The organism is Pseudomonas sp. CGJS7 (genome assembly GCF_036961695.1).
Genome location: NZ_JBAMDI010000093.1, coordinates 13,765 through 37,831, shown reverse-complemented (window position 1 = coordinate 37,831; position 24,067 = coordinate 13,765). Strand labels below are relative to the sequence as shown.

The window sequence follows — 24,067 nt, the reverse complement described above, 5'->3', positions numbered from 1 at the left end:
GATTGCCGCGAGTAACCCGGTTCACTTGGCTTCTGCCTGCTTCAGCGCCAGCACGTCCTTCGGCGTCACCATGTCGCCTTTGTTGTTGCCCCAGGCATTGCGCTCGTAGGTGACCACAGCAGCGATGTCGACTTCCGACAGCTGCTTGCCGAAAGCGGCCATGGCCGTGCCGGGCTTGCCATGGAAGACAATGCTCAGGTGGCCTTCCTTCGGCCCGGTGGCAATCTTCGAGCCCTTGAGCGCCGGGAACATTGGCGGCAGGCCCTGGCCTTCGGCCTGGTGACAGGCCACGCAGGTGGTGTGGTAGACCTTGTCGCCTCGCTCCACCAGCTCCTCCAGGGTCCATTCCTTGCTGGTCAGCTCCTTGAGCTTGGCGGCTTCAGCCTTGCGCTCGCCCAGCCAGGTGTCGTAGTCGGCCTTGGACTTGACCTCGACCACCACCGGCATGAAGCCGTGGTCCTTGCCGCACAGCTCGGTGCACTGGCCGCGGTAGATGCCTGGCTTTTCGATACGGGTCCAGGCTTCGTTGACAAAGCCTGGGATGGCGTCGCGCTTGACCGCGAAGGCCGGCACCCACCAGGAGTGGATCACATCGGCAGCAGTGACCAGGAAGCGCACTTTCGCGCCCACCGGCAGCACCAGCGGCTGGTCGACTTCCAGCAGGTAATGCTCATCCTTCGGCGCCTTGTTGTGGATCTGGTCGGTGGGGGTGGCCAGGTTGCTGAAGAACTCCACGTCCTGGCCCAGGTATTTGTAGTGCCATTTCCACTGGTAGCCGGTGACCTGGACGTCGATGTCCGACTCGCTGGCGTCATAGATGTCGATCAAGGTCTTGGTAGCCGGAATGGCCATCACCACCAGAATCAGGAAGGGCACCACCGTCCAGAGAATTTCCACCCACGTGTGCTCATGGAAATGCGCGGCCTGCTGGCCAGTGGAGCGGCGGTGGATGACCATCGACCAGAACATCGCGCCAAACACCACGATGCCAATGATCACGCAGATCCAGAAGATGGTCATGTGCAGGTCGAAGACGGCGTTGGAGACTTCCGTCGCCCCTGGGTGCATGTTCACGGTCCAGGCGGCGTTTGCCTGGCCAAAAACCGACCACAACAGGAGGCCCATCCAGACATGTGGATGTCGCATCATTGCGGGTTCCCCTTCTAATTCTTGTTGTCCCGGAGGCGTGGCCTGCGGCAAGAGGGAACGGCGGTCAAGACTGCATGGCTTCGACGACCGAGCCCCTGCTAAAAGCAGTCGGGCCTCATCAACGAATCACGTTCAACGGGAGTATAGACAGCGACCAATGGCACGCAATGAAGCCTGTGAAATGAACTTCATGAAATGGCCGAATGGCCGGAAAACCGCGTGCTTGACAGGGCATGGCGTAATAATGGCACGTCGATATGCCTGATAGCGCACACGTTTGCGAGGCTTATAACAAATACGTCTTAGGTATTCTGTATACCGAGCTAATTTAGTGTCTTCCGTTTGAAACGTAATGTCCCTGGAGTTGTCATGAACATCGCTGCTGTACGCGAGCAGGTAAGCCAAGCCCATCAACATGAAGGCCAGACCGGCCAATTGAAAGAGCGTCTCGAGCTGCAACTGCCCCACCTGCACCCCTCGATCCAACTGCCTGAGCAGGACGCCCAGGGTACTTTGGCGCGCTTCGTCAGCGCCTACATCGATCAGGTTCCGGAATTGCTGGAGGCCGCCCACGAGGTCGCCCGCGAAGCCGGGATCGAATCGCAGATCAAACCTGTACTGAAAATTGCCGAAGCCTACTTCCTGCAGCCGCCCAGCGTGATGCAAGGGCATGTAGGCCTGGACTGCCTTCTGGATGAAGCGTACCTGGCGCACCGCCTGGTGGAAGAGGTGAATGACTTGTACATCCGCCACTTCCAGCAGCCGTTGATCCCGGTCGACACCACGGTCGCCAACCTGATTGCCCACCAGTTGATTGGCGAAAGCTTTGCCAACCAGCTGGATGAGGTGGTGCACCATTCGGTCGACGAAATGCTCAATGACGAGAGCTTTGCGGTTGAATCGGTGGAGGCTTATCGAGAGAAGCTGAGCAGCCCGGCAACTGGCGCGGCGTGGAAGCGCTGGCCGTGCCTGTCGCGCCAACTGGGTGTCGAGCTGGGTCAGCCGGCCTGATATACCTGTCACGGCCTAGGTGCATCGGTGGTTCGGCGCAGGCCGTGGTAGGAGCGGGTTCACCCGCGAAAGGGCCGGCCCTGCTGGCCAATCTCAACCCGCCGTTCACCGTTGCCGCCGCTACCGTATTCGCGGGTAAACCCGCTCCTACACATGCATCGATGGTTCGCCACAGGCCGTCGTAGGAGCGGGTTCACCCGCGAAAAGGCCGGCCCTGCTGGCCAATCTCCACCCGCCGCTCACCGTTGCCGCCGCTACCGTATTCGCGGGTAAACCCGCTCCTACGCCCCAACCCCCGCCGTCGTCCGCAACCGCCCCTCGATCCGACGCTTCAGGCGCCGCTGCTCTATCAGCAATCGTGACCCATTGGCAGAATTACTGCGGCTCCAGTCCTCCAGCAACTCAAGGCACGAGTGGTCGATATAGCTCAGGTTCCCCAGCGGCACATGCAGCGTGGTGCCCGCCGGTACGGTATCCAGCACCTGGGTCAGCGCCGGCACCTTCAGGAAGGTCGCCGCACCACTGAGGCGCAGTTCCATGTGCCCATCCTTGGCCAGGCTCACCAGGTTGATCTTCAGCCGCGCCGCCTTGAACGCCAGCTTCAGCAAGGTCAAGGCAAAGCCCAGCAGCACACCGGTCAGCAGGTCGGTAAAGATAATCGCCAGCGCAGTCGCCGCGTAGGTAAACATCGGCATGCGCCCATAACGGCCCAGCCCGCGGAACGCCTTGAAGTCGACCAGTTTGACCCCGGTAAACACCAACACCCCCGCCAAGCTCGCTACCGGGATCTGCTGCAGCACGCTGCTCAGCGCCACCACGAAGGCCAGCAACCACAAGCCATGGAAGATTGCCGACGCCCGGGTTTGCGCCCCCGCCTGGACGTTGGCCGAGCTGCGCACGATTACCCCGGTCATCGGCAGGGCACCCAGCACCCCGCACAGCATGTTGCCGATGCCCTGGGCCGACAGTTCGCGGTCGAAGTCCGAACGCTGGCCGCTGTGCATGCGGTCCACTGCTGCGGCCGACAGCAAGGTTTCGGCGCTGGCAATGAACGCCAAGGCAAAGGCGGCGACCAGCAGGGTAGGGTCTGCCAGCTGCAACAGGTCCTCCGGACGAAGCCAGTCGATGGCCTCGGACAGGTCGGCCGGTACCTGCACGCGGTTCACCGGCAAGGCCAGCCACATGCTGATAGCGGTCATGCTGGCCACGCCGAGTAATGCACCCGGCACGAAACGCAGCCGCTGCGGCCGCAAGCGCTCCCAGCCCCACATGATGGCGATGGTCCCCAGGCCCAGCGCACCGGCCATCCAGCCGGCGCCGGTGCTCTCCTGTGGCAGGGCAGCCGACAAAGTTGCCGGGAACTCCAGCAGGTTCTGCAGGCCCGACGGTTGCGGTGCGGTGTCGAACATCACATGCACCTGCGAAAGCACGATCAACACGCCAATCCCGGCGAGCATGCCGTAAACCACCGCCGGCGCGGTCACGCGGAACCAGCAGCCCAGGCGCAAGCGACCGGCAAGCAACTGCAACAGGCCGGCCAGCAACAGGATTGGCCCGAGCATGGCCATGCCGTGCTGGCGTACCAGCTCGAACACCAGTACCGCCAGACCGGCAGCAGGGCCGCTGACCTGTAGCGGCGATCCAGCAAGGAAACCGACGACAATGCCGCCGATAATCCCAGTAATCAGGCCTTTTGCCGGCGGCATGCCAGAAGCGATCGCAATGCCCATGCATAACGGCAAGGCCACAAGGAAGACCACCACCGACGCCAGCAACTCACGCGGCAGGGCCGCTTTCAACTGTGTAATGTTCACCGTGTTTCTCCTTTCTCTAGTCGCACGGCCATTCCCCTGGCCGTGGGCACGTTTGCCCCTGACAAGCGCGCAGGCGCGGGCCGCCAGCGAGCACGCCGGCAGGGCAGTCAGGGAATTCAAGGCAGCCGAAGGCCGCGCCACACCCCTGCAGGGTGCAGCCGGCTATCAAGGTTCTAGCGGCGGACGGGTCGCTTAGTAGCGGCCTCTCGGAGTGGCGCAGGGAACGGGTTCACCCGCGGCCAAGGGCAGGAAGCTGTCGCTGGCGGCGTCGTAGGCTTCGATCTTGCTGGTCTCGATGTCGTACACCCAACCATGAATGAACAGCTCACCGGCTGCCAGGCGCGAAGCCACCGAAGGATGGGTGCGCAAGTGATGCAGCTGGGCGATGACGTTCTCTTTGGTCAGCACTTGCATCGTCTCGTGTTCGCTGCCGCAGGAGCAGTTGTTCTCGACCACGGTGCGGGCCACTTCAGCGTGGCGCAACCAGGCGCCAACGGTAGGCATCTTGGTCAGCGACTGCGGGTTGAGTACCGCACGCATGGCACCACAGTCGGAGTGGCCACAGATGATGATGTGGTGAACTTTAAGCGCCATTACGGCGTACTCGATGGCGCTGGAAACGCCGCCGTTCATCTGGCCATAAGGCGGTACCACGTTACCCACGTTACGGGTCACGAACAGGTCGCCTGGCGAGCTCTGGGTGATCAGCTCGGGAACGATGCGCGAATCGGCACAGGTGATGAACATCGCGCGTGGTGTTTGCGCGGTGGCGAGCTTCTTGAACAGCTCTTGCTGATCAGGGAAAACATCATGGTGAAAGCGCAGGAAGCCGTCGACGATGTGCTTAAGGGCAGCATCGGCGCTTTCCGCGGGGACCTGCGGTACGACCTTGGATGGGTCCTTGACGGGCATGATTCATCCTCTTGACGGTGTGTAGGTAAATCCATTTTACCGGTGAAAGATTCAGGCTATGCAGGGTTTTAGATGACACGCACGGGCCATAGATCACAGTCGGTGTGGACTTGTTACCTACGCTAGCGGGGAAAACTTAACTGAAACTTAATTCGAAGGCTCTAGAACGGGCGTTCCAGATGAAAAAGGCGGGAACTGGATAATAGCAAAAAAACATCAACTGCCAATATGTATTAGCGCAATTATTGGTTGTTATTAGTTGCGTTGTGAGCAATGCGCAGCCCCCTGTGGGGGGTGGGTTCATGTCAGAACAGCGCCATCTGCCCACCCGGAGGGCAAAACGCCGAGCAATCCAGCGCCTGCGCCTCGCGCCCTTCGAAGTCCAGCCGTTTCATCGCCTTGGCAAAGCGCTGCGCCAGCAACTCGGCAAATACCCCTTCACCACGCATGCGCACACCGAACCGGCTGTCATACAGCTCGCCACCGCGGCTCTGGCGGATCAGGCTCAACACATGCGCCGCCCGCTGCGGGTAATGGTCCTGTAACCACTGCTCGAACAACGGCGCCACTTCCAGCGGCAGGCGCAGCATCATGTAGGCCGCACTCTGTGCGCCAGCCTCCTTGGCCGCCTCCAGCAGGCGTTCCAGTTCACTGTCGTTGATCATCGGAATCATCGGCGAACACAAAACACCCACAGGTACGCCCGCTTCACGCAATACCCGGATGGCCCTCAACCTCGCACCGGGTGAGGCTGCTCGGGGTTCGAGCACCCGTTTGAGGCCGTCGTCCAGCGTGGTCAGGCTGATCATCACCCGTGCCAGGCGCTGGCGGGCCATCTCGGCCAGCAGGTCGAGGTCGCGCAGCACCAGTGAACCCTTGGTGACAATGGTCACCGGGTGACGAAAACGCAGTAACACTTCGAGCAAGCGCCGGGTCAGCAACTGTTCCCGCTCGATCGGCTGGTACGGGTCGGTGTTGGAGCCCAGATTGATCGGCGCGCACACGTAGCCCGGTTTGCTCAATTGCTGTGCCAGCACCTCGGCGGCGTTGGTCTTGGCAATCAGTTTGGTCTCGAAATCCAGGCCGGGAGAAAGGTCCCAGTAGGCGTGTGAGGGGCGGGCATAGCAGTAGATGCAGCCATGCTCGCAGCCACGGTAAGGGTTGATGGAACGATCGAAAGGGAGGTCGGGTGAAGTGTTGCGGCTGATCACCGACTTGGCTGTCTCGATCCGCACCTCGGTACCCTGGGTTTGCGGCACTTCCTGGTACCAGCCATCATCTTCCGCCACCGAACGACCAGGGGCAAAGCGGTTGTGTGGGTTGTGCGCCGTGCCACGGCCCTTTTGCGGTGCTGGAGGAATCATGGCTCACCTGAATACTGTATTCATATACAGTATCGTGCATGCCGGGATCTTTCCAGCACCTCTGGTCTGACTACTTCAGGCCATGCCAGCCGAGATACGCTGCCTGGCTCGATTGCCGCCCAAGAAACGCCTCGATGCCTTCACGCAATGGGCGCGATGCCCCTGGGGCGAACAGTGCTTCCTGCAGTGCCCGACCCGTGGCTCCGTTCAACAGGCCCTCGGCTTTGAAGCGGGTGAACACATCGAAGGCATGCACATCCGACCACAGGTAGGCGTAGTAACCCGCATCGTAGCCGTTCACAAGGTGGTCGAAGGCATGCGCCGGATGTTCGAAATCAGCGAGTGGCCAGTAACCGCAACGCTCGCGGGCATCACCCAGTCGCTGTTCAATGGTCCTGCCATCGTTTGGAGTGCCATGCAGGTCCATGTCGAACAGCGCCAGGCATAGATCACCCGCGATCTCCTCCACGCTCTGCTGCCGTAGCTGCCGCAGGCACTCATCAGCTTGCTTGCGGGATAGTTGGTGGCCGTCGTGGGTGCGCGCCGAGATCGCCACCAGGTAGTCCGCGTCCCAGACCCAACGTTCGAACAACTTGCCGAACAACTCCACACCATCGGTGCCCAGCTCGGTCACATTGGACATGACGTGGTTCGTCGTACGTACCAGCAGGTGGTGCAGGGCATGGCCGAATTCATGGAACAGCTTGCGCAGTGACAAATGATCGAGCAACGGCTGTGAACCTGACAGCGCTTGCGGCACATCACTGAACACCACCACCGAGGCGGCCTGGTAGATACCCTCTGCATCGACCCGGCGATTCCTTGCATAGGTGGTGAACACCGCGTCTGGCTGCTTGCCTGCGTGTTGCACGGCATCCAGATACAGAAAGCCAATGAAAGCGCTGTCCTGCCACACCTCGAACGGCTGCACGCTGTCATCCCAGACAGGCAGCGCTTTGGGCTGCAGCACTGCACCAAACAACGTCTGCGCCAATTGCTGCAACGCACTGACAACAGTATTCAGCGGGAAGTAATCGCGCAGCGCTTCGGCAGGAAACTCGCTGCGCGAAGCACACCGCAGGTACTCGAAATCCCAGGGTTGGGGTTTGCCCAGGCCCTGCTCGGCAGCCCAACACTCCACCTGCGAACGCCACCGCAACATGGCAGGTCGCACATGATCGGCCAGATCGTGGAGAAAGCCGCACACCTGGGCTACCGAACCCGCACTCTTCACCTGCAGGCTCTGCTCCAGATGGCCGGAATAACCGAGCAGGAGGGCCTTCTCCTCAAGTAATTGCGCCAGTTGCTGCAGATACGTGCGGTTGTCCTGTTGCCGATCATGGCTGACGCCACGGGCGTGAAAAGCCCGGTACACGCGCTCACGGAGCTGGCGGTTGTCAGCATGTTTGAGCACCTCACGCGTAGTCACCTTGTCACACGCAATCAACCACCCCTGCTTACCTGCTTGCTGTGCACTTGCAGCCAATTCGTCACGTACCCGCTGCGGGATGCCGCTCAGCTCCGCTTCATCGGTGATATTCAACCCAGGCCGGTCGATGTTGCTGCGGAACGCCTCGCGTGCAGTGCCAATCTGCGCTTGAAGGTCTGCCAGATGCGCTTTGCCTGCGGTGTCGAGTAAAGCCCCGCTAGCGGCGAACTTGCCCAGGTGCCAACGCAAAGTGGCACGCTTCCCGACATCCAGTTGCTTGCCGATGTCACTGCCGGCCAAGCGTGCATACAGGTCATGCAAAGCCGTGTTGGCGAATTTTTGCTCGAAGCGCGCCGTCACTTTCCCGTAGAAATCAATGATGACGTTGGCCCACGCCGTATCCCGGCCGACCAGTGGTGAGGCGGCATACAACACTGCCAGCAGCCGGCTATCCAGCCCATCCACCGCCAGCACCATGTCATCCCAGGTGGGCATGGTTCGTTGATCACGGATGATGCGTTGGACACCGTTCTCGTGTGCCTGCAGCACGTGAGCGAATGCCGCCTGCATGTTTTCGAGGGTGATGGAAGAGTAATCGACGGGGATATGGCTATCTTGCAGAAGAGGGTTGGCCATGGGGCATCACCTTGCTGATAGAAATGAGCAAGAGAGCTTGCATGGCCAGCGTGCGCCAGGTGGCCTGACTATCTAACACCTGTCCATGCCAGCCCGGGCATTGCACCCGGGCGGCATGACCGTATTACTCAGCCGGCTTTTTCAGCTTCGGATTTGGGAAGAACTGCACGGTCTGCACCTTGGCCGGCGCGGCTTTCGGCGCCAGGTGGTTGACCCGCGTGCCCAGTTCCTTCGGCACCGACAAGCCCTGCTCGTTGAGGGTGTCGGTAAAGCCGCAGGCCACACACTCGCGGTGCGGTACGCCGTCTTCGTTCCACATCATCAGCTTGTCGGGCTCGCTGCACGCCGGGCACACGGCACCGGCAATGAAGCGCTTCTTGGTCTTGTTCACAGCTACCTCACTCATGCTGCAGCGTCCTCGGTGAGACCACTGTGGCGCAGCAATGCATCGATGGAAGGCTCACGGCCACGGAAGTCGACGAACAGCTCCATCGGCTCGCGCGAACCCCCACGGGCCAGGATCGCCTCGCGGAAGGCGCGGCCGGTCTCGGCGTTCAGCACGCCTTCTTCCTCGAAGCGCGAGAAGGCGTCAGCCGACAGCACTTCGGCCCACTTGTAGCTGTAGTAGCCCGCCGCGTAACCGCCCGCGAAAATGTGCGCAAAGCTGTTGGGGAAACGGTTGTAAGCCGGCGGGCGCATGACTGACACCTCGTCACGCACACCTTCGAGCACCTGCAATACGCTGCGGCCGTCGCCATGGCTGGCGTGCAGCTCGAAATCGAACAGCGAGAACTCCAGCTGGCGCACCATCATCATGCCCGACTGGAAGTTTTTCGCGGCCAGCATCTTGTCCAGCAGGTCCTGGGGCAGGGCGGCGCCAGTTTCGTAGTGACCCGAAATCAGTGCCAGGCCTTCCGGCTCCCAGCACCAGTTTTCCATGAACTGGCTTGGCAGCTCGACCGCATCCCAGGCCACGCCGTTGATGCCGGACACGCCGGCATGCTCGATGCGGGTCAGCATGTGGTGCAGGCCGTGACCGAATTCGTGGAACAGGGTGGTGACTTCATCGTGGGTCAGCAGCGCGGGCTTGCCGGGCGCGGCCGGGGTGAAGTTGCACACCAGGTTGGCCACCGGGCTTTGCAGCTGGCCGCCAGCGGTGCGGCGACGGTCACGGGCGCCGTCCATCCAGGCGCCGCCACGCTTGTTGGCGCGGGCGTACAGGTCGAAGAAGAAACGGCCAACGTGCTGACCGTTTTCCTTGATCTCGAACAGGCGTACGTCCGGGTGCCAGCTGTCGAAGCCTTTGAGCTCGGCGATTTCGATGCCGTACAGGCGCTGCACGATGCTGAACAGGCCGCCCAGCACCTTGTCGATCGGGAAGTAGGCGCGCAGGGCTTCCTGCGACACGCTGTAGCGCTGCTCGCGCAGCTTCTCGCCAAAGTAGCCGGCGTCCCAGCTGGCCAGCTCGGGGCAGCCTTGTTCGGCAGCGTAGGCCTTGAGCTGTTGCAGATCCTGGGCGGCGAACGGCTTGGAACGCTTGGCCAAGTCACGCAGGAAGCTCAGCACCTGGTCGCTGGACTCGGCCATCTTGGTGGCCAGGCTCAGCTCGGCGTAGTTCTTGTAGCCCAGCAGTTCGGCCAGCTCCTGGCGCAGGTCGAGGATTTCGCGCATCACCGGGCCATTGTCGAACTGGCCGGCATTCGGGCCCTGGTCGGAGGCGCGGGTGCAGTAGGCGGCGTAGAGCTCTTCGCGCAGGGCGCGGTCGCTGGCGTAGGTCATCACCGCGTAGTAGCTGGGGAACTCAAGGGTGATCAGCCAGCCGTCCAGGCCCTTGGCCTGGGCTGCAGCGGCCATCTGCGCCTTGGCCGAATCGGTCAGGCCGGCCAGCGCAGCTTCGTCGGTAACATGCTTGGTCCAGGCCTGGGTGGCGTCAAGCAGCTGATTGGAGAAACGGCTGCCCAGCTCGCTGAGCTTGCTCTGCACTTCGGCGTAACGCTGCTGCTTGTCCGCCGGCAGGTCGATACCCGACAGGCGGAAGTCACGCAAGGCGTGCTCGAGGATAGTCTTTTGCGCCACGTCGAAGCCGGCAGCCTCAGGGCTGTCGATCAGCGCCTGGTAGGCTTCGAACAGCGCGCGGTTCTGGCCCAGTTCGGTAGAGTAGGCGCTCAACGCCGGCAGGCACGACTCGTAGGCCTCACGCAACTCGGCACTGTTGCACACCGCATTGAGGTGGCTGACCGGGCTCCAGGCGGCGCCCAGGCGGTCGTTCAGTTCGTCCATGGCCAGCACCAGGCCGGCCCATGTAGGGTTCTTGCCCTGCTTTTCAAGGATCTCGGCAATGGCTTTACGGTTGTCGGCCAGGATCGCTTCGATCGCCGGCAACACGTGTTCGGCACGAATTTGCGAGAAGGGCGGCAGATCGTGGGATTGCAGAAGCGGGTTGTTCGCAGTCACGGTTTGGATACCTTGGCAGAAGAAACACTGCCCCATCTTAATTACAATCGACGCCGACCGCAGCAGGCAGCCTGCCTATCGGCACAGATGAGAGACGCTATCATGGCCATTCGCAGCTTCCAGCAACACACTCCGAAAGTTGGGCCCAGGGCCTTCGTCGACCGTTCGGCGGTGGTGCTGGGCGACGTGGAGATCGGTGAAGACAGTTCGGTCTGGCCGTTGACCGTGGTGCGCGGCGACATGCACCGCATCCGCATTGGCGCGCGCACCAGCGTGCAGGACGGCAGCGTGCTGCACATTACCCACGCCGGGCCTTTCAACCCGGACGGTTTCCCGCTGATCATCGGCGACGAAGTGACCATCGGGCACAAGGTGATGCTGCATGGCTGCACCCTGGGCAACCGTATCCTGGTGGGTATGGGCAGCACCATCATGGATGGTGCCATCGTCGAGGACGAAGTAATCATTGGCGCTGGCAGCCTGGTGCCGCCGGGCAAACGCCTGGTCAGTGGCTACCTGTACATGGGCAGCCCGGTGAAACAGGCCCGGCTGCTGAACGACAAGGAGCGCGCATTTTTCTCCTACAGCGCCGGCAACTACGTGAAGCTCAAGGACCAGCACCTGGCCGAAGGCTACGATCAACCTGAATGACCGCATTCACGGGCACGCCCGCTTCCACAGGTTCAGTGGAGCCATCAAGGCCTGCGCTGTACCTGTGGGAGCGGGCATGCCCGCGAAGAAGGCCACGCAGCACTCAAGTGGAACCCTGTACATGCACCAGCAAAACATCCTCTTCGACCTCGACGGCACCCTGACCGACCCACGCCTGGGCATCACCCGCTCGATCCAGTACGCCCTGGCCAAGCTGGGCATCGACGAACCAGACCTGGCCCGCCTCGAACACTTCATCGGCCCACCCCTGCTGCAGGCTTTCATGCAGTTCTACCGCTTCGACGAAGCCAAGGCCTGGGATGCGGTGAACTTCTACCGGGAGCGTTTCCGCGTGACCGGTCTATACGAGAACCTCGTGTTCGAAGGTGTGCCGGAGTTGCTTGAGGCCCTGACCGGGCAGGGCCGCACGCTGTACATTGCCACCTCCAAACCGTGGGAGTTCGCCCGCGAAATCGCCCGGCACTTTGCTTTCGATCATCACTTCAAGGTGATCTACGGCAGTGAACTGGACGGCACGCGCACCAACAAGGTCGAGCTGATTCGCCATTTGCTGGATGAAGAAGGGCTGGACCCGGCGCAAACCCTGATGATCGGGGACCGCAAGCATGACCTGATCGGCGCGCGCAGAAACGGGCTGCAAGCCGTCGCGGTGGGATACGGGTTTGGGAGCCGGGAAGAGCTGATGGCAGAAGAACCCGCTTTCCACTTCGCCACGGTAGCCGATTTGCATCAGGCTTTTATCAAGGCTTGAGCACCAGCAGGGCTGCTTTGCAGCCGGCCCTCCCACCTCGATCGGCGTACGCAGGGCCTTTGTGGGGGCCTTGTGTCGCGATGGGCCGCAAAGCGGCCCCAAAATCTCAAAGGCTAACCATCAGACGCTGCAACGCCGCTTTCCTTTCTTCAATCGGCAACCGCCCCAAATGCTCGACCCGCGCGTAAAACCGAACCCAATCCCCACCCACCTCACGAAACAGCGCCGCAAACGCCGGCACCCACTGGTCATAGAGCCCGAACGGCAACAACTTGGCATTATTCATCGGCCCATACATCCACGCGTCATAGCGCTTGTCACCACCCCACTGGCCATCACGCACCTGCCGGTATTCACGCCTCAAACGCTCAAACTCGGCCTGCTTGGCCCGGCGCTTGTGCGCATCATCCAAAGGCCCGGCATAAATGGCCTGCAACCGCTCACGACAGGCCAGCACCAGGCGGATGAACTGGTCACGCTGCTGCTGCCTCTGCCCTGCGTCAACCGCCGCCAGCCCACGCGCCGCCCGCCATTGCCGCGTGCCTTCCTGCTCGACGAACGAGGCAAACGATTCATTGAACTCGGTATCGTCCTGCACATAGAAGCGCTGGTGGGCCAGTTCATGAAAGATCAACGTAGCCAGGCGCTCATCGCCCCAGCCCACCATCGACGACAAAATCGGGTCATCGAACCAACCCAGGGTCGAATATGCTTCCACGCCGCCCACGTACACATCCAGGCCATCCTGACGCATCAACGCCGCCGCACCTCGCGCCGCGCCTTGCTGGTAGTAGCCGCGGTACGCCACGCACCCGGCAATCGGAAAGCAGTGCGTTACCGGTTGCAACGACAACTCGGGTGTGGCGAACACATTCCATACCACGTAGGGGCGGCCAAGGTCGGCATATACCCGGTAGCTGCGGTTGTCTGGCAGTTTCAATTGCTGGCTGGCAAACACCCGCGCCTGTTCGGCCTGTTGCAGGTGCGCGCGCAAGGGTGCAGGGGTAGCAGGGTCGGCCAATACCTGCTCTACAGGCTGCCGCGCCCGCAGCAACTGCCACTGGCCCTGGGCCAGCTGCCCATAGTAGGAGACATTGCTGCAACCGTTCAGCAGGAACGCCGCAAGCAGCGGAACCAAACGGGTGAAAATGCGGTCGAGTGCCCCAAGGCCTGAGCGCTGCATAAGAAAAAGTCGAAGCATCCGGGACTGTCTGACTCGCTCAAGACCATTTCGCTCCAAGACTATCTCGCCAAGGGGGAGTTTCGCCATGCGTGCATTATTGGTCGCCGGCTCAGTGTTGTTGATCTCTGCCTGTTCAACATTGCCAGACCCAGACCCGAACCAGGCCTGGATCGACCTCACCCGCTACGACAATACTTCGCTAGACGCCGTGCAGGTCGATGAGCGTGACTGGGCTGACAGCCGCTATTTCGAGGTTCAACCCGGCAGCCACGAACTGACCGTGCGCTATCAGTTTCCGGTTAACCCCAGCAATATCGGCCCCGTCGATGAGCCACTGTGGCGCGATTGCCAGGTCAAGCTGACCTTCAAGGACTTCAGCGCCGGGCAGCGTTATCAGCTGCAGGCTGGCAGCATTGGCTTCCGCCCTTGGATAAAACTCTACGACCACCAGCAAAAACTGCTGGGTCAAGGGCTGCCGGCGGGTTGTCAGCGCACCTGAACTGCACAAACGGCGCTATGCTTGTTACTTGTAAATCGCAAGTGGGAGTTTTGCCATGCGCCAGCCCATGATGCTGATCGCCCTCAGTACACTGGGGGCTTGCGCCAGCCCCTTGCCGCCCGTCGACCCCAAGCAGGCTTGGGTCGATCTGTACACCATGACCCCCGGTCGGGTGATCATGGCCGACCGCCTCGATGGCAAGCGCCTGGACGATGGCCGTTACTTTCAGGTGACACCGGGCAAGCATGAACTGGTGGTGCGCTTCGATTATGAAATCTACTCGGGCGGCCTCATGTCACAACCCAGGGACCGAACCTGCTACCTGACCGTCCGCTTTGACAACTTCAAGGCCGGCGAGCGCTATCGCCTGGAAGCGCGGGCGCCGGTGATGGAGCCGCAGGTGCTGCTGTATGACGCCAACCGCAAGGTGGTGGTGAACGAGCCTAGCGACGTGTTCTGCATCCCGTGAGTGTGGGGCTGCTTCGCAGCCCCGGGCCCTGATGCTTATCGATCGTTCTTTTGATAGATGATCTTCTTCGTCCCGCCATCGCAGGTCCCGACGACCATGTTCTGGTCCTTGACCTCGCTGTTGGGCACGATCTCCAGCGTGTAGGACGAAACCCCTTGGGCCTGGATCTTGGCCTCGATCTCGGCTTTCAGCTCCTCGCATGGCTTGACGGCCGCCAGCGCAGACGTGGCGACAAGGGAAGCCAACACAGCGATAGCTACGCGAATCATGGAACGGCTCCTGGAAAGGGCAGTGGCGCTGCCGACGTTCTTTAGACTACAGCAAACCACCACCGTTGCACCGTTTCACCCCACCAGCGCCGCATCCAGGCTGATCTTTGCATTCAAAACCTTGGACACCGGGCAGCCTTCCTTCGCCTTGTTGGCAATCTCCAGGAACTGAGCCTCGCTGGCCCCAGGTACCTTGGCCCTGAGCACCAGATGCACCGCGGTAATGGCAAAACCGTCAGCTTGCTTGTCGAGCGTCACCTCTGCAGCCGTGTCGATCCGCTCTGCGGTAAGCCCCGCCTCGCCGAGCATCATGGATAGCGCCATCGAGAAGCAACCGGCATGGGCCGCGCCAATCAGCTCCTCCGGGTTGGTGCCGGGCGTGCCCTCGAAACGTGTGTTGAAGCCATAAGGGTTCTGCTTGAGTGCGCCGCTTTCGGTAGAAAGCAGACCTTTTCCATCCTTCAGGCCACCTTGCCAGATCGCCGATGCTGTCTTTTTCATGATGCCTCCTGGTCACTGGGTTGCTTACCTAGGGTTCAGAGGCCTGCCGCCTGCCGCAAGTTCAGAGCAATATGCTTGCAGGCATTGAATCCAACGAACGCGCCCATACAGAGTCAAAAAGGCCTCTGGCCAATCACTTTTGCGGAGGCTCCATGACGCAGCTGCGTGACCTGAAGATTTCCACCCTGGACCTGGTGCCCGTACGCGCCGACGCTGGCCCCGCGCAATCGCTGCGCAACTCGCTGGACCTGGCGCAGCATGTCGAGCGCTTTGGCTATAACCGCTTCTGGGTGGCCGAGCACCACAACATGGACGGCATCGCCAGTTCGGCGACTTCGGTGCTGATCGGCTACCTGGCCGGGGGGACCTCACGTATTCGCGTGGGCTCTGGCGGGGTGATGCTGCCCAACCATGCGCCACTGGTGATCGCCGAGCAGTTCGGCACCTTGGCCAGCCTGTATCCGGGGCGTATCGACCTTGGCCTGGGCCGTGCACCGGGTTCGGACCAGATGACGGCCTATGCCCTGCGACGCGACCGCGCTGGCGGCCCGGACGACTTCCCGGACGATGTCGAGGAGCTTTCGCGCTACCTCGGGCCACGCACTGATGATCAAAAAGTGATCGCCGTACCGGGGTACGACACCGACGTGCCGATGTGGTTGCTGGGATCCAGCCTGTTCAGTGCCCAGCTGGCGGGCATGCGCGGCATGCCCTACGCCTTCGCCTCGCATTTCGCGCCACGCTACATGCACGAGGCCATTCGCGTGTACCGCAACCATTTCAAGCCCTCGACCACGCTGGACAAGCCGTATGTGATGCTGGGCATTCCCATGGTGGTGGCGCAGACCGACGAGAAGGCCGAATACCTGGCCACCTCGGTCTACCAGCGCATCCTGGCGCTGATTCGTGGGCAGAGCCTGATGCAGAAGCCACCCGTGGAAAGCATGGATGGGCTGTGGTTGCCCCATGAGCGAGAGACGGTGGGCAGCTTCCTGGGGCTGGCCATGATCGGCAGCCCGCAGAAGGTAAAGGCCAAGGTAGAAGTGCTGCTGGAACAGACGGGTGCGGATGAGCTGATCTTTACCTGTGACCTGTATGAGCATGCGGACCGCATTCGGTCATATGAGCTGATGGCGCAGGCCCTCAAGACCGAGTGACCCTCGTCGCGGGCTCGCCCGCTCCCATAGGTTGACTTGGGAGCGAGCAAGCCCGCGAATGAGCAAACACATTAGCCGCGGCGGTAAACAATCTCCTTGCTACCGGCCTCGCAGCTACCAATCACCTTGCCCGCCGGCTCGCCTTTCTTGACGATCTCCAGCTTGTAGCCAGTGACGCCCTTGGCATCCAGCTTGGCCGCAATTTCCGCCTTCAGTTCCTCGCACGGTTTGCCCGCTGCCAGCGCACCACCGGCCAGGGTCATCAGGCCCAGCGCCAGAATCAGTTTGTTCATCACTCGCGTTCCTTGTGCAGATGAAATCAGAAGGGGCCCCACCAAGGCGCCCCTTTTCTGAATACCTCATCACGCCGGGATCATACAACCCAACGTTGTTTCAGCTATTGGCGATACGGAAGCCGACCTTCAGCGTGACCTGGAAGTGCGCCGCTTTGTTGTCGCGGATATGGCCGCGGGTATCGACCACTTCGAACCATTCCAGGTGCTTGATGCTTTTACCGGCTTCGGCCAGAGCATTGTTAATCGCCTCTTCGATACTGGTGGGCGAAGACCCGACCAGTTCGATTTTCTTGTAGGTGTGATGATCGGTCATGAGTGCTCTCCGTGGTTGACAGTGAGATTCAGCCTAGCAGCGCAGGCCTGGTTTACCTGCGAGCGGTCACTGTCAGCGAAAGTTCGATCGCACTTTCACGCAGCCCAAGGGTCGCAATCCTTACAGCCCATACTGCAAAGGAGAGTCAACATGCACCGCAACTCGCTGCGTAAAACATCCCTGGAAAGCATGGAAGCGGAGATCGAGAGCCTTCTGAAAAGCTTGGAACACCTCAAGCATGATGCGTCGGAAGAGTCCCAGAAGTCGGTGAAGGCAATCCGCAGCAACGCTGAAAGCGCACTGCGTCATTCGCGCAGCCTACTGAGCGATGCGTACGAGGAAGTGAAGCAGCGCACCCGACAGACCGGCATAGCCACCCGGGACTACGCCCAGGAGCACCCATACACCACCGCCGGTGTGGCCATTGGTGCGCTGGGCCTGCTGGCGGCCTACCTGATATGCAAGCGAAACTAAGCGCTCTGCCGCGCAAGTTCCGCCCGTAACCACTGCGCCAACTGCTCGGCGCGCCCGTCTGCGGCGCGCCGTGGCACCCACAATGCCAGCGCCGCCTGGGTAGGTGAGAAGCCCCAAGGCGCACTCAAACGGCCCGCCCGCAGGTCATCGGCGACCAGTGGCTGCGGTGCAATCGCCACGCCCAATCCGGCCACGGCAGCCTCCAGCAGGTAATACAGGTGCTCGAAAGCCTGACCATAGTGAATGGCCGTCGGGTCCAGGCCCTGTTGCACCGCCCAGGTAGGCCACGCTTGCGGGCGTGAAGTGGTGTGCAGCAAGGCTTCGCCCAACAATGCCTTGGCGGGCGCCCCCTGCAAGCGCTGGAAACCTGCGAAATGTGGGCTGAGCACCGGCCCGATGCATTCTTCGGCCAGCACGTGCACCTGCATGTCCGCCGGCCACGGTGGCTCGGCATACACCAGCAACGCATCCAGCCCGGGCCGCCGCGGGTCCAAGTCGCCCTCACCCGCCGACAGGTGCAAGCGCAGCTCAGGCAAATCCGCCTGCAACCGGCCCAGTCGCGGGATAAACCACCGCGCCAGCAGGCTGCCCGAGCAGCCCAGCACGAATGGCGCCTCGCTCACATCACGGCTGAGCTCGGAACACACGCTGCGCAGCCGGTCGAAGGCCTCACCGCTGGCATCGCGCAGACGCATACCGGCATCTGTGAGTTTGATGCCACGCCCGTCCTTGACGAACAGGGCTACGCCCAGATGCTCCTCAAGCACCTTGATCTGCCGGCTGACAGCGCCGTGGGTGACGTGCAGCGCTTCCGCCGCCTGGCTGACACTGTTCAGCCTGGCGGCAGCCTCGAAGGCGCGCAGGGCATTGAGGGGAGGGAGGTCGTGGGCCATTTTACCTGTGAGTTTTTCTGACAAGTTTACGCAATCTTATCGGTTTTCAGCCGAGCTTGCCGTGGTTAGAGTAAAGCTCATCACTCATTCACTACGCCCCGGAGCGCCCCATGACCCAGTCCCAATACCGCCCCGGCCCCGACGCCAATGGCCTGTTCGGCTCGTTCGGCGGCCGCTACGTGGCCGAAACCCTGATGCCACTGGTGCTGGACCTGGCCCGCGAATACGAAGCGGCCAAGGCAGACCCCAAGTTCCTTGAAGAGCTGGCTTACTTTCAGCGCGACTACATCGGCCGCCCCAACCCGCTGTACTTCGCCGAGCGCCTGACCGAGCATTGCGGCGGGGCGAAGATTTTCTTCAAGCGTGAAGAGCTCAACCATACCGGCGCGCACAAGGTGAACAACTGCATCGGCCAGGTGCTGCTGGCCAAGCGCATGGGCAAAAAGCGCCTGATCGCCGAAACCGGCGCCGGCATGCACGGTGTCGCCACCGCCACTGTCGCCGCGCGCTTCGGCCTGCCTTGCGTGATCTACATGGGCGCCACCGACATCGAGCGCCAGCAGGCCAACGTGTTCCGCATGAAGCTGCTGGGCGCCGAGATCGTGCCGGTTACCGCCGGCACCGGCACCCTGAAAGACGCCATGAACGAAGCCCTGCGTGACTGGGTTACCAACGTCGAAGACACCTTCTACCTGATCGGCACCGTGGCTGGCCCACACCCGTACCCCGCCATGGTGCGCGACTTCCAGTCGATCATCGGCAAAGAGACCCGTGCCCAGTTGCAAGAGAAGGAAGGCCGCCTGCCAGACAGCCTGGTTGCCTGCGTCGGCGGCGGCTCCAATGCCATGGGCCTGTTCCATGAGTTCCTCGAAGAGCCGAGCGTGCAGATCATCGGCGTTGAAGCCGGTGGCCACGGCGTACACACCGACAAGCACGCCGCCAGCCTGAACGGCGGCGTACCGGGCGTGTTGCACGGCAACCGCACCTACCTGTTGCAGGACCAAGACGGCCAGATCACCGATGCCCACTCGATTTCCGCAGGCCTGGACTACCCGGGCATCGGCCCGGAGCACGCCTATCTGCATGAGGTGAAGCGCGTCGAGTACGTCAGCATCACCGACGACGAAGCATTGGATGCGTTCCACGCAACCTGCCGTCTGGAAGGCATCATTCCAGCCCTGGAAAGCTCCCACGCCTTGGCCGAAGCGATCAAGCGCGCACCGAAGCTGCCCAAGGACCACCTGATGGTCGTGTGCCTGTCGGGCCGCGGCGACAAAGACATGCAAACCGTCATGAACCACATGGCCGCCCAGGAGAAACAGGCATGAGCCGTCTTGAACAACGCTTCGCCGAGCTGAAGGCCGAAGGCCGCTCGGCACTGGTCACCTTCGTCACAGCTGGCGACCCGGGCTACGACGCCTCGTTGCAGATCCTCAAGGGCCTGCCGGCTGCTGGCGCCGACGTGATCGAGCTGGGCATGCCGTTCACCGACCCGATGGCCGATGGCGTGGCCATCCAGCTGGCCACCCTGCGCGCCCTTGAAGCTGGCCAGACCTTGGCCAAGACCCTGCAGATGGTTCGCGAATTCCGTGTGGATAACCAGACCACGCCGATCGTGCTGATGGGTTACTACAACCCTATTCACCGCTTTGGCGTGGACACGTTCGTGGCTCAAGCCAAGGCAGCGGGCGTCGATGGCCTGATCATCGTCGACCTTCCGCCAGAGCACGACGCCGAACTGGCTACCCCGGCCCAGGCCGCAGGCATCGACTTCATCCGCCTGACCACCCCGACCACCGACGACGCGCGCCTGCCGCGCGTGCTGGAGCGCAGCTCCGGGTTCGTCTACTACGTGTCGGTGGCTGGTGTGACCGGTGCCGGTTCGGCGACCACCGAGCATGTGACCGAAGCCATTGCCCGCCTGCGCCGGCATACCGATCTGCCGATCAGCGTTGGCTTCGGCATTCGCACGCCGGAACAGGCTGCGAACATTGCCCGCTTGGCGGATGGTGTGGTGGTGGGCTCGGCACTGGTCGACAAGATCGCCCAGGCCAAAAGCGCCGATCAGGCGGTGACTGATGTATTGAGCCTGTGCTCGGCATTGGCTGAAGGGGTGCGTGGCGCACGCCGCTAAATCGCGTCGTCTGCTTCGCGGGTAAACCCGCTCCTACGGGGCCAGTGCCACCCTCTGGCTCTGCGATATCGTTGTAGGAACGGGTTCACCCGCGAAGAGGCCAGCACAGGCAACCCCCGCCTAGCCCCCAAAAACCGACAGATTCAATGGCCGCACGGCCCCCATCCAGATCGCATGATCCCGGTGATCCGCCAGTTCATCCCCGGTTTCCGGATGCATGAATACCACCAGGCCCTTGCGGTACAGCGCCAACCAAGGCAAAACCACTCCCACCACTTCGGGCCCGAACGCCAGCTGGCAACTCCAGTCCGGATGCGGCCCAACCGGTTTCTGATGCATGCGCCCCATGGTCACCGGGAACAGCCGCGCCGCCTCCTCGCACAGTTCGCGGGCCTGCTCCATGGTGGCTGCGTCGTAATAAACGTGGGCGTGATAACCCTTGATCCTCTGCACGATAACTCCTGATTGCGGTCCAACCATCACCACCTGCAACGGGAGTGATGCAGTGAAAAACGCCGAAACCCCAGTGTTCAAACTGGTCCTGTTCGGGCCTGAAAGCAGCCTGGGCAATGCCCTGATGGTCGAGCTGCTGTCGCGCCAGCACGAAGTCATCGCCGTGGTCGACGACCTCAACCGCCATTCGCCGCGTCCGGGCCTGCACTTCAAGATAGGGGGGCTGGGTGATGCCCACCAGGCGGAGCAGGGCGCAGCGGGCGGCTCGGCGGTGATCGCCCTGTTACCAGCGCTGGCGCCGGGTGACCTGCCGGGGCAGGCACGCTTGAGCGAGGCGCTGGTGGCGGGGCTTTCGCGTACGACTATACGCCGGCTACTGCTTGTGGGCGATTTCGATGTGCTGGATGAGCCGGGCAAGTACAGCGAGGTGGAACGGGAATGCGTGGCCCAGGTGGTTGATGGGTTGCAGCGCAGTGCCTTGCACTGGACGCTGATCAATGCACCGGAGGAACTGGCCGGGTTGGGCATGGAGCATTTTCGCAGTACCGAAGGCACGCTGGAGCCTGGGCTGGCTGAGCCGTTGCGGCGATTGTCCAGGATCGCAGCGGGGATGGTGGACATGCTGGAGCTGGACTTGCACCGGGGCGAGCACCTGAACTTCGTGGTCTAAATTGCCGGGGGCCGCAAAGCGGCCCCAAAATCTCAAAGGCTGCGCTCCTGCTCCAACCAATCCACGAACCGCTCGATCAACGCCCCACGCCGCTTGCGCGGCGGTAAGACTACGTAATAGCCGCGTTCCGAGCGCAAACTCCCCTCCAGCGGCCGGCACAGCAACCCTTGCTCCACCAACCCATCCACCAGGTGCGCCCAGCCAATCGCCACCCCTTGCCCGGCAATCGCTGCCTGAATCAGCAAGGTATAGTTATCAAACCGCAGCTGCCCCGCCGGCGGTGAGCTTTCCACACCAAACCCACGAAATACCCCCGCCCAGTCAAACCAGCGGCTGGCCTGCTCGCCCTTCAAATGCAGCAGCGGCAATCGTTGCAAAGCCACAGCTGACAAGGCTTTGCCATGAGTCAGATGGGGGCTGCACACCGGGAACACTTCCTCATCGAATAGCCAGCGGCTTTCTCCTTGGTGAAAGCGTCCATCGCCAAACAGCACCGCCACATCAATGTCCGGGCGCAACATGCCCTGGCTGCGCTCACCCGTCACCAGGCTCACATCCACCTGAGGATAAGCCTCATGAAAGCGCTGCAGCCTTGGCATCAGCCAGAACGCCGCAAAGGCAAAGTCGGTGGCGACCTGCAGCACTTCGCGCTGGCCGCGCCCGCCGGCCTGGGCAATACCGTCATCCATGGACTGCAGCCCCTGATGCACCTGTTCGAACAGCAACTGGCCAGCCTCGGTCAGCTCGATGCCCCGGTAAATACGGTCAAACAGGCGCGTGCCCAACTGTGCCTCCAGGCGCTTCACCTGCTGGCTCACTGCCGGCTGCGTGGTACCCAACTCCAGCGCCGCAGCAGTAAAGCCACGTAGGCGCGCAGCGGCCTCGAATACGCGCAAGGTATCCAGCGACAACCCAGCAAGGTGCTCAAACATAAGCTTGGCTAATCCCAGTCATTGCCCGCCATGGGCTTTACCCATGTTATCCACAGTCGCATCTTGGTAGGCAAGCAGTTCGCATAACCCTCAACGATGGAAGCCACTATGACGCGTCCGAATATCCTGTTCATCATGGCCGACCAGATGGCCGCGCCCTTGCTGCCGATCTACGGCCCTTCGCCCATCAAGATGCCGCACCTCGGCCATCTGGCCGAGCAAGCCGTGGTGTTCGACTCGGCCTACTGCAACAGCCCACTGTGCGCGCCATCACGCTTCACCCTGGTCAGCGGTCAGTTGCCCAGCCGCATTGGCGCCTACGACAACGCGGCCGACTTCCCTGCCGATGTGCCGACCTACGCCCATTACCTGCGTCGCCTGGGCTACCGCACCGCGCTGTCGGGCAAGATGCACTTCTGCGGCCCGGACCAGTTACACGGCTATGAAGAACGCCTGACCAGCGACATCTACCCGGCCGACTACGGTTGGGCGGTGAACTGGGACGAACCCGATGTGCGTCCAAGCTGGTACCACAACATGTCCTCGGTGCTGCAGGCCGGTCCATGCGTGCGCACCAATCAGCTGGATTTCGACGAGGAGGTAGTGTTCAAGGCGCGTCAGTACCTGTACGACCATGTGCGCGAAAACGATGGCCGGCCATTTTGCCTGACCGTTTCGATGACGCACCCGCACGACCCCTACACCATTCCCAAACGCTACTGGGACCGCTACGAAGGTGTGGATATCCCCATGCCCCGTGCCGAGTTCAGCCAGGCAGCACTCGACCCGCATTCGCAGCGCCTGCTGAAGGTCTACGACCTGTGGAACAAGCCACTGCCTGTGGATAAGGTTCGCGACGCCCGCCGCGCCTACTTCGGCGCGTGCAGCTATATCGATGACAACATCGGCCAATTGCTGCAGACCCTGGAGGAATGCAACCTGGCCGATGACACAGTGATCGTGTTTTCCGGCGACCACGGCGACATGCTTGGCGAACGTGGCCTCTGGTACAAAATGCACTGGTTCGAAATGTCGGCGCGGGTGCCGCTGCTGATCCATGCGCCGAAGCGCTTCGCGGCGGGCCGGGTCACTGCCTCGGTGTCGACCTGCGACCTGTTGCCAACCTTGGTCGAACTGGCTGGCGGCGCTGTGGATAAAGACCTGCAGCTGGACGGCCGCTCACTGCTGGGCCATCTGCAAGGGCAGGGCGGTCACGACGAGGTGATCGGCGAGTATATGGCCGAAGGCACCGTCGGCCCGCTGATGATGATCCGCCGCGGGCCCTACAAGTTCGTGTACAGCGAAGACGACCCATGCCTACTCTATGACCTGAGCCGCGACCCGCACGAGCGGGAGAACCTCACCGGCAGCCCGGACCACCAGGTGCTGCTGCAGGCATTTGTCGATGAAGCGCAACAGCGCTGGGACATCCCCAGCCTGCGCCAGCAGGTGCTGGCCAGCCAGCGCCGCCGCCGCCTGGTGGCCGAAGCGCTGGCCATCGGCAAGCTGAAAAGCTGGGATCACCAACCACTGGTGGACGCCAGCCAACAGTACATGCGCAACCACATCGATCTCGATGACCTCGAGCGCAAGGCACGTTATCCACAGCCCGCCCCCCTGGATTGAGAAGAG

General features: G+C 61.9%; 26 protein-coding genes. 11 read left to right on the top strand and 15 right to left on the bottom strand.

Annotation, left to right across the window (positions count from 1 at the left end; translation table 11 throughout):
* Positions 1-21 precede the first annotated feature (21 nt).
* Positions 22-1,149 carry a cytochrome c oxidase subunit II gene (gene coxB, locus V7787_RS37425; protein ID WP_010951505.1) on the bottom strand — a complete coding sequence of 376 codons (1,128 nt, stop codon included), beginning with the start codon at positions 1,147-1,149 and terminating at the stop codon, positions 22-24.
* A 369-nt stretch (positions 1,150-1,518) separates the two neighbouring features.
* Here coxB and V7787_RS37420 point away from each other — a divergent pair, with 369 nt between their 5' ends.
* Positions 1,519-2,160, top strand: coding sequence for a hypothetical protein (locus tag V7787_RS37420; RefSeq protein WP_064490959.1), 642 nt, complete (start codon positions 1,519-1,521; stop codon positions 2,158-2,160).
* A gap of 281 nt (positions 2,161-2,441) precedes the next feature.
* Here the strand turns inward: V7787_RS37420 and V7787_RS37415 are convergent, their stop codons facing one another.
* The 6 genes from V7787_RS37415 to prlC all read right to left on the bottom strand — a co-directional run bounded on the left by V7787_RS37415 (position 2,442) and on the right by prlC (position 10,805).
* The gene (locus tag V7787_RS37415) at positions 2,442-3,974 is read right to left on the bottom strand and encodes a SulP family inorganic anion transporter (RefSeq protein WP_020191557.1); all 1,533 of its coding nucleotides are present in this window, start codon (positions 3,972-3,974) and stop codon (positions 2,442-2,444) included.
* 192 nt (positions 3,975-4,166) lie between these two features.
* Positions 4,167-4,886 (bottom strand): carbonic anhydrase, encoded by a 720-nt coding sequence (locus tag V7787_RS37410; protein ID WP_003253046.1) that lies wholly within the window; start codon positions 4,884-4,886, stop codon positions 4,167-4,169.
* Positions 4,887-5,191: 305 nt separating this feature from the next.
* Positions 5,192-6,250, bottom strand: coding sequence for a PA0069 family radical SAM protein (locus V7787_RS37405; protein WP_064492522.1), 1,059 nt, complete (start codon positions 6,248-6,250; stop codon positions 5,192-5,194).
* A gap of 70 nt (positions 6,251-6,320) precedes the next feature.
* Positions 6,321-8,315: a M3 family metallopeptidase gene (locus V7787_RS37400; protein ID WP_064492523.1), complete on the bottom strand. Its 1,995-nt coding sequence runs from the start codon at positions 8,313-8,315 to the stop codon at positions 6,321-6,323.
* Positions 8,316-8,439: 124 nt separating this feature from the next.
* Positions 8,440-8,721, bottom strand: coding sequence for a YheV family putative zinc ribbon protein (locus V7787_RS37395; protein WP_010951500.1), 282 nt, complete (start codon positions 8,719-8,721; stop codon positions 8,440-8,442).
* Positions 8,718-10,805, bottom strand: coding sequence for an oligopeptidase A (gene prlC, locus V7787_RS37390; protein WP_019436839.1), 2,088 nt, complete (start codon positions 10,803-10,805; stop codon positions 8,718-8,720). Before prlC ends, V7787_RS37395 begins: the two co-directional genes overlap by 4 nt.
* 66 nt (positions 10,806-10,871) lie before the next feature.
* Between prlC and V7787_RS37385 the strand changes: the two genes are divergently transcribed.
* Together V7787_RS37385 and V7787_RS37380 are read left to right on the top strand one after the other, a co-directional pair.
* A complete protein-coding gene (locus V7787_RS37385; protein ID WP_004575263.1) occupies positions 10,872-11,420 on the top strand; it encodes a gamma carbonic anhydrase family protein in 549 nt (182 codons plus the stop codon).
* Between the two features lie 121 nt (positions 11,421-11,541).
* Positions 11,542-12,192: an HAD family hydrolase gene (locus V7787_RS37380; RefSeq protein WP_064492524.1), complete on the top strand. Its 651-nt coding sequence runs from the start codon at positions 11,542-11,544 to the stop codon at positions 12,190-12,192.
* A 106-nt stretch (positions 12,193-12,298) separates the two neighbouring features.
* Here the strand turns inward: V7787_RS37380 and V7787_RS37375 are convergent, their stop codons facing one another.
* A complete protein-coding gene (locus V7787_RS37375) occupies positions 12,299-13,375 on the bottom strand; it encodes an aminopeptidase (RefSeq protein ID WP_064492525.1) in 1,077 nt (358 codons plus the stop codon).
* Positions 13,376-13,460: 85 nt separating this feature from the next.
* On the opposite strand from V7787_RS37375, the gene V7787_RS37370 reads away from it, so the two are divergent.
* Together V7787_RS37370 and V7787_RS37365 are read left to right on the top strand one after the other, a co-directional pair.
* A complete protein-coding gene (locus V7787_RS37370; protein ID WP_020191562.1) occupies positions 13,461-13,874 on the top strand; it encodes a PA0061/PA0062 family lipoprotein in 414 nt (137 codons plus the stop codon).
* A gap of 55 nt (positions 13,875-13,929) precedes the next feature.
* The gene (locus V7787_RS37365) at positions 13,930-14,343 is read left to right on the top strand and encodes a PA0061/PA0062 family lipoprotein (protein ID WP_064492526.1); all 414 of its coding nucleotides are present in this window, start codon (positions 13,930-13,932) and stop codon (positions 14,341-14,343) included.
* 35 nt (positions 14,344-14,378) lie between these two features.
* Here V7787_RS37365 and V7787_RS37360 read toward each other — a convergent pair whose 3' ends face one another.
* On the bottom strand, positions 14,379-14,612 hold the full coding sequence (locus V7787_RS37360) for a DUF1161 domain-containing protein (RefSeq protein ID WP_020191563.1): 234 nt from the start codon (positions 14,610-14,612) through the stop codon (positions 14,379-14,381).
* A gap of 75 nt (positions 14,613-14,687) precedes the next feature.
* Positions 14,688-15,113: an OsmC family protein gene (locus V7787_RS37355; protein ID WP_003253070.1), complete on the bottom strand. Its 426-nt coding sequence runs from the start codon at positions 15,111-15,113 to the stop codon at positions 14,688-14,690.
* A gap of 152 nt (positions 15,114-15,265) precedes the next feature.
* On the opposite strand from V7787_RS37355, the gene V7787_RS37350 reads away from it, so the two are divergent.
* The gene (locus V7787_RS37350) at positions 15,266-16,270 is read left to right on the top strand and encodes an LLM class flavin-dependent oxidoreductase (RefSeq protein WP_064492527.1); all 1,005 of its coding nucleotides are present in this window, start codon (positions 15,266-15,268) and stop codon (positions 16,268-16,270) included.
* Positions 16,271-16,341: 71 nt separating this feature from the next.
* Here V7787_RS37350 and V7787_RS37345 read toward each other — a convergent pair whose 3' ends face one another.
* On the bottom strand, positions 16,342-16,563 hold the full coding sequence (locus V7787_RS37345) for a DUF1161 domain-containing protein (protein ID WP_064492528.1): 222 nt from the start codon (positions 16,561-16,563) through the stop codon (positions 16,342-16,344).
* Positions 16,564-16,663: 100 nt separating this feature from the next.
* Positions 16,664-16,879: a dodecin gene (locus tag V7787_RS37340; RefSeq protein ID WP_003253076.1), complete on the bottom strand. Its 216-nt coding sequence runs from the start codon at positions 16,877-16,879 to the stop codon at positions 16,664-16,666.
* A gap of 150 nt (positions 16,880-17,029) precedes the next feature.
* On the opposite strand from V7787_RS37340, the gene V7787_RS37335 reads away from it, so the two are divergent.
* Positions 17,030-17,353, top strand: a complete 324-nt coding sequence (locus V7787_RS37335; protein WP_003253078.1) for a DUF883 family protein — start codon at positions 17,030-17,032, stop codon at positions 17,351-17,353.
* Here V7787_RS37335 and V7787_RS37330 read toward each other — a convergent pair.
* Positions 17,350-18,246 (bottom strand): LysR family transcriptional regulator, encoded by an 897-nt coding sequence (locus V7787_RS37330; protein ID WP_064492529.1) that lies wholly within the window; start codon positions 18,244-18,246, stop codon positions 17,350-17,352. The genes V7787_RS37335 and V7787_RS37330 overlap by 4 nt on opposite strands.
* Positions 18,247-18,356: 110 nt before the next feature.
* Between V7787_RS37330 and trpB the strand changes: the two genes are divergently transcribed.
* Entirely contained in the window at positions 18,357-19,574 is a 1,218-nt protein-coding gene (trpB, locus tag V7787_RS37325) for a tryptophan synthase subunit beta (RefSeq protein ID WP_010951489.1), read from the top strand.
* Positions 19,571-20,380, top strand: a complete 810-nt coding sequence (gene trpA, locus V7787_RS37320; protein WP_064492530.1) for a tryptophan synthase subunit alpha — start codon at positions 19,571-19,573, stop codon at positions 20,378-20,380. Before trpB ends, trpA begins: the two co-directional genes overlap by 4 nt.
* A gap of 120 nt (positions 20,381-20,500) precedes the next feature.
* On the opposite strand, the gene V7787_RS37315 is transcribed toward trpA, so the two are convergent.
* Positions 20,501-20,833, bottom strand: coding sequence for a DOPA 4,5-dioxygenase family protein (locus tag V7787_RS37315; protein ID WP_020189868.1), 333 nt, complete (start codon positions 20,831-20,833; stop codon positions 20,501-20,503).
* A gap of 52 nt (positions 20,834-20,885) precedes the next feature.
* Between V7787_RS37315 and V7787_RS37310 the strand changes: the two genes are divergently transcribed.
* Positions 20,886-21,503 (top strand): NAD(P)-dependent oxidoreductase, encoded by a 618-nt coding sequence (locus tag V7787_RS37310; RefSeq protein WP_064492531.1) that lies wholly within the window; start codon positions 20,886-20,888, stop codon positions 21,501-21,503.
* A gap of 32 nt (positions 21,504-21,535) precedes the next feature.
* Here the strand turns inward: V7787_RS37310 and V7787_RS37305 are convergent, their stop codons facing one another.
* Positions 21,536-22,435, bottom strand: a complete 900-nt coding sequence (locus tag V7787_RS37305) for a choline sulfate utilization transcriptional regulator (RefSeq protein WP_064492532.1) — start codon at positions 22,433-22,435, stop codon at positions 21,536-21,538.
* Positions 22,436-22,543: 108 nt separating this feature from the next.
* On the opposite strand from V7787_RS37305, the gene betC reads away from it, so the two are divergent.
* Complete coding sequence (betC, locus tag V7787_RS37300) at positions 22,544-24,061, top strand: choline-sulfatase (protein WP_064492533.1); 1,518 nt, start codon at positions 22,544-22,546, stop codon at positions 24,059-24,061.
* Positions 24,062-24,067 lie beyond the last annotated feature (6 nt).

What these genes read in the sequence shown, in the direction of transcription:
- V7787_RS37305 (WP_064492532.1), bottom strand. Translation starts at nt 22,435, where the DNA reads ATGTTTGAGCACCTTGCTGGGTTGTCGCTGGATACCTTGCGCGTATTC.
- V7787_RS37360 (WP_020191563.1), bottom strand. Translation starts at nt 14,612, where the DNA reads ATGATTCGCGTAGCTATCGCTGTGTTGGCTTCCCTTGTCGCCACGTCT.
- V7787_RS37340 (WP_003253076.1), bottom strand. Translation starts at nt 16,879, where the DNA reads ATGACCGATCATCACACCTACAAGAAAATCGAACTGGTCGGGTCTTCG.
- betC (WP_064492533.1), top strand. Translation starts at nt 22,544, where the DNA reads ATGACGCGTCCGAATATCCTGTTCATCATGGCCGACCAGATGGCCGCG.
- V7787_RS37420 (WP_064490959.1), top strand. Translation starts at nt 1,519, where the DNA reads ATGAACATCGCTGCTGTACGCGAGCAGGTAAGCCAAGCCCATCAACAT.
- V7787_RS37350 (WP_064492527.1), top strand. Translation starts at nt 15,266, where the DNA reads ATGACGCAGCTGCGTGACCTGAAGATTTCCACCCTGGACCTGGTGCCC.
- trpB (WP_010951489.1), top strand. Translation starts at nt 18,357, where the DNA reads ATGACCCAGTCCCAATACCGCCCCGGCCCCGACGCCAATGGCCTGTTC.
- trpA (WP_064492530.1), top strand. Translation starts at nt 19,571, where the DNA reads ATGAGCCGTCTTGAACAACGCTTCGCCGAGCTGAAGGCCGAAGGCCGC.
- V7787_RS37395 (WP_010951500.1), bottom strand. Translation starts at nt 8,721, where the DNA reads ATGAGTGAGGTAGCTGTGAACAAGACCAAGAAGCGCTTCATTGCCGGT.
- V7787_RS37335 (WP_003253078.1), top strand. Translation starts at nt 17,030, where the DNA reads ATGCACCGCAACTCGCTGCGTAAAACATCCCTGGAAAGCATGGAAGCG.
- V7787_RS37400 (WP_064492523.1), bottom strand. Translation starts at nt 8,315, where the DNA reads ATGGCCAACCCTCTTCTGCAAGATAGCCATATCCCCGTCGATTACTCT.
- coxB (WP_010951505.1), bottom strand. Translation starts at nt 1,149, where the DNA reads ATGATGCGACATCCACATGTCTGGATGGGCCTCCTGTTGTGGTCGGTT.
- V7787_RS37375 (WP_064492525.1), bottom strand. Translation starts at nt 13,375, where the DNA reads ATGCAGCGCTCAGGCCTTGGGGCACTCGACCGCATTTTCACCCGTTTG.
- V7787_RS37410 (WP_003253046.1), bottom strand. Translation starts at nt 4,886, where the DNA reads ATGCCCGTCAAGGACCCATCCAAGGTCGTACCGCAGGTCCCCGCGGAA.
- V7787_RS37355 (WP_003253070.1), bottom strand. Translation starts at nt 15,113, where the DNA reads ATGAAAAAGACAGCATCGGCGATCTGGCAAGGTGGCCTGAAGGATGGA.
- V7787_RS37370 (WP_020191562.1), top strand. Translation starts at nt 13,461, where the DNA reads ATGCGTGCATTATTGGTCGCCGGCTCAGTGTTGTTGATCTCTGCCTGT.
- V7787_RS37405 (WP_064492522.1), bottom strand. Translation starts at nt 6,250, where the DNA reads ATGATTCCTCCAGCACCGCAAAAGGGCCGTGGCACGGCGCACAACCCA.
- prlC (WP_019436839.1), bottom strand. Translation starts at nt 10,805, where the DNA reads ATGGGGCAGTGTTTCTTCTGCCAAGGTATCCAAACCGTGACTGCGAAC.
- V7787_RS37385 (WP_004575263.1), top strand. Translation starts at nt 10,872, where the DNA reads ATGGCCATTCGCAGCTTCCAGCAACACACTCCGAAAGTTGGGCCCAGG.
- V7787_RS37365 (WP_064492526.1), top strand. Translation starts at nt 13,930, where the DNA reads ATGCGCCAGCCCATGATGCTGATCGCCCTCAGTACACTGGGGGCTTGC.
- V7787_RS37380 (WP_064492524.1), top strand. Translation starts at nt 11,542, where the DNA reads ATGCACCAGCAAAACATCCTCTTCGACCTCGACGGCACCCTGACCGAC.
- V7787_RS37330 (WP_064492529.1), bottom strand. Translation starts at nt 18,246, where the DNA reads ATGGCCCACGACCTCCCTCCCCTCAATGCCCTGCGCGCCTTCGAGGCT.
- V7787_RS37345 (WP_064492528.1), bottom strand. Translation starts at nt 16,563, where the DNA reads ATGAACAAACTGATTCTGGCGCTGGGCCTGATGACCCTGGCCGGTGGT.